This is a genomic window from Stenotrophomonas sp. STEN020, assembly GCF_056760195.1.
Genome location: NZ_JBRREI010000099.1, coordinates 1 through 6,989, shown reverse-complemented (window position 1 = coordinate 6,989; position 6,989 = coordinate 1). Strand labels below are relative to the sequence as shown.

The window sequence follows — 6,989 nt, the reverse complement described above, 5'->3', positions numbered from 1 at the left end:
TCCGCCAACCTTTTTTGCCCCACCAACGCGGGCACGGGGCTCTACCACCAGCCCACTACCCTTGTGGGAGCGGCGTAAGCCGCGAAGCTGGCCGTGCTGGAATCACCAACCAGCCTGCAACCTGACAACTCTGTGGCTTCGCGGCTTGCGCCGCTCGCACAAATCCCGCAAACACGGGTCTGAAGCCATGCTGACAAGGCGCTGCCGAGCATGGCTCGGCACTACAACCGCGCTATCAGGCAAAAATCGCCTCGATCTGCTGCCAGGCGCCCTCTTCCACCCGCGCCAGCACATCCAGCGCGCGCAGGTTCTCTTCCAGCTGGGACACCCGGCTTGCACCCAGGATCACGCTGGACACCTGCGGGTTGCGCAGGCACCAGGCAATGGCCAGCTGCGCCGGCGATTCGCCCAACTCGGCGGCCAAGGCAGTGAAACGGCGCACCTTGCCCAGACGATCATCGGCTGGCTCGCCCAGCACCGAGGCCTGCAGCCAGCCCAGCGAGGACTGGCCCAGGCGCGAATCATCAGCAATACCGTCGTTGTACTTGCCGGTCAGCAGACCCGAGGCCAGCGGCGACCAGATCGTCGTCCCCAACCCGGCATCGGCATACAGCGGCGCGTATTCCTGCTCCACGCGGACCCGATGCAGCAGGTTGTACTGCGGCTGCTCCATGCTCGGGGCGTACAGATTGTGAGCGCGGGCAAAGGCCACCGCCTCGGCGATCTGCGCGCCCGACCACTCCGAGGTACCCCAGTACAGGACCTTGCCCTGACGGATCAGGTTGTCCATCGCCAGCACGGTCTCGCTGATCGGCGTCTCCGCGTCCGGACGGTGACAGTAATACAGGTCCAGATAGTCCACCCGCAGGCGCTTGAGCGCAGCGTGGCAGGCATCGGTGACGTGCTTGCGCGACAGCCCGCGCTGGGTCGGCGCCGGCTCCTCGGCTGAGCCGAAGAACACCTTGGACGACACGCAATAGCCATCGCGCGGCAGCCGCAGGTCGGCGATCACGTCGCCCATTACCTCCTCGGCGCGGCCCTTGGCATAGCCCTCGGCGTTGTCGAAGAAGTTGACCCCGTTGTCCCAGGCCGCGGCGATCAGGTTGCGCGACTCATCGCGCCCGATCTGGCTGCCAAAGGTCACCCAGGCGCCAAACGACAAGGCGGACAGCTGCAGGCCGGACGACCCGAGACGACGGTATTGCATGGCTGGCTCCAACGTAAGACGGTGCGCAGGATTCGCGCAGACAGGCCGCCAGTGTAACCCTGACTGCGCATCTGACAGGCCCGCAGACCTTGCCGATACCGGCGCAATCCCAGCAAATGCCTGCTTATGCCGGAGATATTCTTGCCCGGCATCAGCCGCTGCTCTAGGCTTGCGTCTTTTGCGGGCTCGCCCGGGGATTACTCATGTTCGAAGGTTTGGGCAGAATCGGCTTCGGCCTGTTCGGCCTGGCGGTGCTTTTGGGCATCACCTGGCTGTTTTCCAATAACAAGAAAGCCGTTGACTGGAAGCTGGTTGCCACCGGCATCACTCTACAGATCGCTTTTGCGGCGCTGGTGCTGCTGGTTCCGGGCGGCCGCGACGTGTTCGACTGGCTGGGCAAGGGCTTCGTCAAGATTCTGAGCTTCGTCAATGAAGGTTCCAACTTCATTTTCGGCAGCCTGATGGACATTCCCAAGTACGGCTTCATCTTCGCCTTCCAGGTGCTGCCGACCATCATCTTCTTCTCGGCGCTGATGGGCGTGATGTACCACCTGGGCGTGATGCAGGCCATCGTGCGGGTCATGGCGGCCGCCATCACCAAGGTAATGCGCGTATCCGGTGCTGAAACCACCAGCGTCTGCGCCAGCGTCTTCATCGGTCAAACCGAAGCGCCGCTGACCGTGCGCCCGTACATCTCCAAGATGACCCAGTCCGAACTGATCACGATGATGATCGGCGGCATGGCGCATATCGCTGGCGGCGTATTGGCCGCTTACGTCGGCATGCTCGGCGGTGGCGATCCGGCCTCGCAAGCCTTCTACGCCAAGCACCTGCTGGCTGCCTCGATCATGGCTGCGCCGGCCACGCTGGTGGTCGCCAAGCTGCTGGTGCCGGAAACCGGCACCCCGCTGACCCGCGGCACGGTCAAGATGGAAGTGGAAAAGACATCTTCCAACATCATCGACGCCGCAGCTGGTGGCGCCGCTGACGGCCTGCGCCTTGCCCTGAACATCGGCGCGATGCTGCTGGCCTTCATCGCCCTGATCGCCCTGCTCAATGCGCCGCTGACCTGGATCGGTGACGTCACCGGCCTGGCCGCCGCCATCGGCAAGCCGACCAACCTGGCCACCATCTTCGGCTACGTGCTGGCACCGATCGCCTGGGTGATCGGCACGCCGTGGGCAGACGCCACCACTGTCGGTTCGCTGATTGGCCAGAAGGTCGTGATCAACGAATTTGTTGCCTACATGGACCTGTCGCAGATCATCCAGGGCAACGTTCCAGGCACCACCTTGAGTGAAGAAGGCCGTCTGATCGCCACCTATGCCCTGTGCGGCTTCGCCAACTTCAGCTCCATTGCCATCCAGATCGGCGGCATTGGCGGCTTGGCTCCGGACCGTCGCCAGGACCTGGCCAAGTTCGGCCTGCGTGCAGTACTGGGCGGCACCATTGCCACCTTGATGACCGCCACCATCGCCGGCGTGCTGACCCACTTCAGTTGATTCAATCCAGCTGATCCGGCCCGGCCGCTGCAAGGCGGCCGAGTCAGATGGCCAAGCCATCGCAGCTGCTGTTTCATCGCCACCTTAGAGACAAAGATTCCATGAGTTCTGTAGTCGTTGCCGGTTCCTTCAATGTCGATCACGTCTGGCGCTGCGATACCCTGCCCGCGCCGGGAGCGACCATCGCTGGCCGTTACAGCACAGGTCCCGGCGGCAAGGGCTTCAACCAGGCCGTCGCGGCTCGCCGCGCCGGTGCTGACACCAGCTTTGTCTGCGCACTCGGTGCCGACGCTGGCGGCGACCTCGCCCGCCAGTTGGCCAGTGCCGACGGCATCGCGCTGGTGGCCGAAGCCACCACCGAGCCCACCGGTACCGCGGGCATCTATGTCGATGGCCGTGGCCGCAACTCGATCGTGATCGGCGCCGGTGCCAATGCCTCGCTAAGCAGCGACTTCGTCGCCGCCAACGCCGCCCTGATCGGCGGTGCCAAGGTCTTGCTGGCACAGCTGGAATCCCCGGTGGAAACCATCGAGGCGGCGCTGGCGCAGGCCCGCGAGGCCGGCGTGCTGACCATGCTCAACGCAGCTCCGGCCAATGCCCCGTCCACCATCAGCCTGCTCAAGCTGGCCGACGTGCTGACCCCGAACGAAACCGAATTTGCCGCCCTGCTCAGCCGTCATGTCGGCGAACGCATCGAGGCCGATGACGTGGCAGCGTTGGACGGTGCCAGCCTTCACGCCCTGTGCCGCAAGCTGTCCGGCAACACCGTGGTGGTGACGCTGGGTGCGGTGGGCGTATTTGTCTCGCACGATGAAGACAAGCTGCGCAGCGACAGCCAGCCGTACTACCGCGTGCCGGCCGAGTCGGTACAGGTGGTCGACACCACCGGTGCCGGTGATGCCTTCAACGGCGCGCTGGCGGCCTCACTGGCAGCAGCACCGGAATCTTCGTTCATCAAGCACGTGCGCTTCGCCAACCTGTACGCCGCCCGTTCCACCGAGAACGAAGGCGCCGCACTGGCGATGCCGCGGATGACCCCGGCCGACGTCTGAGCCTACAGCTGTGCCCCCTCCCTTGCGCAGCAGGGGAGGGTTGGGGAGGGGTAGGCTCTCAGGCCTTTTGCGCAATGCCAGCTTCGCCGCTTACGCCGCTCCCACATCTCCACACAGCGCGGGTTACGACCCGCCGCCTTACAATACCCCCATGCAGATCGGCCCTTACACCATTGCACCCAACGTGGTGCTCGCGCCCATGGCCGGCGTCACCGACAAGCCATTCCGCCAACTGTGCAAACGGCTCGGCGCGGGTCTGGCCGCTTCGGAAATGACCATCAGCGACCCGCGCTTCTGGACCACCCGCAAGTCCATCCACCGCATGGACCATGCCGGTGAACCGGCACCGATCAGCGTGCAGATCGCCGGCACCGAGCCGCAGCAGTTGGCCGAGGCGGCGCGCTACAACGTCGACCACGGCGCGCAGATCATCGACATCAACATGGGCTGCCCGGCCAAGAAGGTCTGCAATGCCTGGGCTGGTTCGGCATTGATGCGCGACGAAGCACTGGTCGCGCGCATTCTTGAATCGGTGGTCAACGCAGTCGATGTGCCGGTCACGCTGAAGATCCGTACCGGCTGGTGCGCAGAAGTGCGTAACGCGCCAACCATCGCCCGTATCGCCGAAGACAGCGGCATCGCCGCCTTGGCCATTCACGGCCGTACCCGCGACCAGCACTACACCGGCGTGGCCGAGTACGAGACCATCGCCGCGATCAAGGCGATGTTGAAGATTCCGGTATTGGCCAACGGCGACGTGGATTCACCGCGCAAGGCCGAGCAGGTGCTCAAGCTGACCGGTGCCGATGCGGTGATGGTGGGCCGCGCCGCACAGGGCCGGCCGTGGATCTTCCGCGAGATCGCGCATTACCTGGCTACCGGCGAAGAACTGCCGCCGCCGTCGGTGGAAGAAGTACGCGACATCCTGCTGGGACATCTCACCGACCTGCACGCCTTTTACGGCGAACCGCAGGGCGTGCGCATTGCCCGCAAGCATCTGGGTTGGTATGCAAAGGATCGCCCGGAGAATGCCGCGTTCCGTGCGGTGGTCAACGCTGCGGAGACCGCCGACGCGCAGATCCAGCTGACCCGTGATTATTTTGATGCGCTGGTAGCGGGCGAAACGGCGTACGCACCGTAAACCTGTAGAGCCGAGCCATGCTCGGCTGGGGCGTTACCGGCGATCCGTCCGTTTGTGCATGGAGCCTCTGCCGAGCATGGCTCGGCACTACCGTTCACGCTCCAAAAAAAGGGCCCACCAGCTTGCGCTGATGGGCCCGTCCGACTGTCATCGACGCGCAGGGGAGGGAACCGCGTCGACAGGAATCAGCCGAACACTTTGATCAGGCAAATACCTTGAAGCGGGCTTCATCTTCCATGAAGGTCTTTTCACCGAAGGGAGCTTCATTCGAGCCAAACGGCATCTGCGCACGCAGCTGCCAGTTGCCATGCACGCCCCAGTGCTTGCGCACCACTTCGTCAACCAGCGGGTTGTAATGCTGCAGGCTGGCACCGACGCCAGCGTCAGCCAGCGCAGTCCACACTGCGAACTGCGCCATGCCGTTGGACTGCTCGGCCCAGACCGGGAAGTTGTCGGCGTACAGGGCGAACTGCTCCTGCAGGCCCTTCACCACATCGGTATCGACAAAGTACAGCACCGTGCCCGCACCTGCGGCGAAGCTGTTGAGCTTGGCTTCGGTGGCAGCAAAGCCGTCGGCCGGTACGATCTTGCGCAGTTCTTCCTTGGTCAGCTCCCAGAACTTCTGGCTGTGGTCACCGAACAGGATCAGCGCGCGTGAGGACTGCGCGTTGAAGGCCGATGGCGCTTCGCGCATGGCCTGCTTGATCAGCTGGGTGGTGTCGTCCTGGCTGATCGGCAGCTGCTTGCCGAGGGCGTACTGGGAACGGCGCTTCTTGTACAGGGAGATGACTTGGCTGTTCATGATCGTTTCCTGAGGGAAAAGCAGGCCCGCAACACCGCTGGCCTTTGCTTGATGGCGCCCATTGTATTTGCCACCAAAACTAGAACAATTACTTAAAAACCAATAATTCGTTTCATTTTCAGAACAAATGCCATTTTCGCTTCTCGCCCCTGGAAAGCTCCCCTCCAAGCTCTCACCAAAGCCTGATTCCAAATCAGCGAATTCTCAGAACCAATGGCTATCAGCGGCCCGTGGCCGCAAACCCGCGCCGCGCCGACATTGCCAGCGGCACCGCAATGCTGGGTTCCGTTATGCATGCGCTGCGGTAACACCGGCTGGCGATACTGGGCGGATCACTGCACGACGCTGTTTTTATGACTCTCAACGACTTCCCCTATCTGCATGGCTTCTCCGCGAATGAGCAGGAGCGGCTGCGCAAGCAGGCACGCCTGTTTGAACCGGCGATCTTCCACGACATCGATTTCCGCAATTCGCGCCACATTCTTGAAGTCGGCAGCGGCGTCGGTGCGCAGAGCGAAATCCTGCTGCGCCGCTTCCCTGACCTGCGGGTCACCGGCATCGACCTCAACGAACGTCAGCTGGCCGCCGCAAACGCGCATCTGGCGCAGATGCCATGGCTGCAGGAACGCGTCGAGTTTCAACGCGCCAATGCCACCGATCTGCCTTTCGAACCGCGCAGCTTTGATGGCGCCTTCCTGTGCTGGGTGTTGGAGCACGTGCCCTCGCCTGCGCGTGCGCTGGCCGAAGTGCGGCGGGTGCTGAGCCCGGGCTCGCCGGTATTCGTCACCGAGGTGATGAATGCCTCGTTCCTGCTCGATCCCTACTCGCCCAACCTGTGGCGCTACTGGATGGCGTTCAATGATTTCCAGATCGACAGCGGTGGCGACCCGTTTGTCGGTGCCAAGCTCGGCAACCTGCTGCTGGCCGGCGGTTTCCGCGATGTGCAGACACAGACCAAGACCGTGCACCTGGACAACCGCGAGCCGGCGCGGCGCAAGGTGATGTTCACGCTATGGGAAGAGCTGCTGTTGTCGGCCGCCGAGCAGTTACTGGAAGCCGGCAAGGTCGATCAGGCCACGGTGGAAGGCATGCGCGCCGAGTTCACCCAGGTGCAGAACGACCCCAACGCGGTGTTCTTCTATTCCTTCGTGCAGGCCCGCGCCACAGTCTACTGAGTTGCGGCGGGCGCCCCGGGGGGCCCCCCCCCCCCCGCAGGCGCGCCCAAACCCCCCCCAACCGGGGAGGAGAAAAAAGACGTGAAAAGCAGCCCGGAGAGTGGGGCGCG

The 6,989-nt window shown here is 63.6% G+C and carries 7 protein-coding genes; 4 read left to right on the top strand and 3 right to left on the bottom strand.

Annotated features, from left to right (window positions below):
• Window positions 1-235: 235 nt before the first annotated feature.
• Window positions 236-1,207 carry a potassium channel beta subunit family protein gene (locus ACVOLZ_RS21895; protein ID WP_481517969.1) on the bottom strand — a complete coding sequence of 324 codons (972 nt, stop codon included), beginning with the start codon at window positions 1,205-1,207 and terminating at the stop codon, window positions 236-238.
• A 203-nt stretch (window positions 1,208-1,410) separates the two neighbouring features.
• On the opposite strand from ACVOLZ_RS21895, the gene ACVOLZ_RS21890 reads away from it, so the two are divergent.
• From ACVOLZ_RS21890 to dusB, 3 genes are all read left to right on the top strand, one after another.
• Window positions 1,411-2,709 carry a NupC/NupG family nucleoside CNT transporter gene (locus ACVOLZ_RS21890; protein WP_481517968.1) on the top strand — a complete coding sequence of 433 codons (1,299 nt, stop codon included), beginning with the start codon at window positions 1,411-1,413 and terminating at the stop codon, window positions 2,707-2,709.
• 101 nt (window positions 2,710-2,810) lie between these two features.
• On the top strand, window positions 2,811-3,761 hold the full coding sequence (locus ACVOLZ_RS21885; protein WP_481517967.1) for a ribokinase: 951 nt from the start codon (window positions 2,811-2,813) through the stop codon (window positions 3,759-3,761).
• Window positions 3,762-3,912: 151 nt separating this feature from the next.
• Window positions 3,913-4,902, top strand: coding sequence for a tRNA dihydrouridine synthase DusB (dusB, locus tag ACVOLZ_RS21880; RefSeq protein WP_481517966.1), 990 nt, complete (start codon window positions 3,913-3,915; stop codon window positions 4,900-4,902).
• A gap of 202 nt (window positions 4,903-5,104) precedes the next feature.
• Here the strand turns inward: dusB and ACVOLZ_RS21875 are convergent, their stop codons facing one another.
• Complete coding sequence (locus ACVOLZ_RS21875) at window positions 5,105-5,704, bottom strand: nitroreductase family protein (RefSeq protein ID WP_481517965.1); 600 nt, start codon at window positions 5,702-5,704, stop codon at window positions 5,105-5,107.
• Window positions 5,705-5,796: 92 nt separating this feature from the next.
• Entirely contained in the window at window positions 5,797-6,000 is a 204-nt protein-coding gene (locus ACVOLZ_RS21870) for a hypothetical protein (RefSeq protein WP_481517964.1), read from the bottom strand.
• A gap of 57 nt (window positions 6,001-6,057) precedes the next feature.
• On the opposite strand from ACVOLZ_RS21870, the gene ACVOLZ_RS21865 reads away from it, so the two are divergent.
• Window positions 6,058-6,879, top strand: a complete 822-nt coding sequence (locus ACVOLZ_RS21865; RefSeq protein ID WP_481517963.1) for a methyltransferase domain-containing protein — start codon at window positions 6,058-6,060, stop codon at window positions 6,877-6,879.
• The last annotated feature ends 110 nt before the right edge of the window (window positions 6,880-6,989 follow it).